This is a genomic window from Monashia sp. HAY1-2A (assembly GCF_056755315.1).
In genome coordinates this window covers 1-211 of sequence record NZ_JBNDHY010000939.1, presented here as the reverse complement: position 1 = coordinate 211, position 211 = coordinate 1, and the positions used below count along the sequence as shown (strand labels likewise).

At 75.4% G+C, this 211-nt stretch carries 1 protein-coding gene; it reads left to right on the top strand.

Going from position 1 to position 211, the window contains the following annotated elements; translation table 11 throughout:
• A partial coding sequence (locus ACPYOM_RS24425) for a hypothetical protein (RefSeq protein ID WP_481347964.1) occupies positions 1–186 on the top strand: 186 nt, incomplete at its 5' end.
• Between the last annotated feature and the right edge of the window lie 25 nt (positions 187–211).

Below are 211 nucleotides of genomic sequence, written 5' to 3'. Positions count from 1 at the left end.
CCCCCCCCCCCCCCCCCCCCCCCCCCCCCCCCCCCCCCCCCCCCCCCCCCCCCCCCCCCCCCCCCTCCAAAAAAAAACCCCCCCCCCCAGATTACTACGCGTCTCGTGGGCTCGGAGATGTGTATAAGAGACAGGTCACGAACCGGGCGCATCGCTCGACGCGCCACGGGGGCCTGCCCGGTCTAGGGTGACCCCGACCGTGCGCACGAGC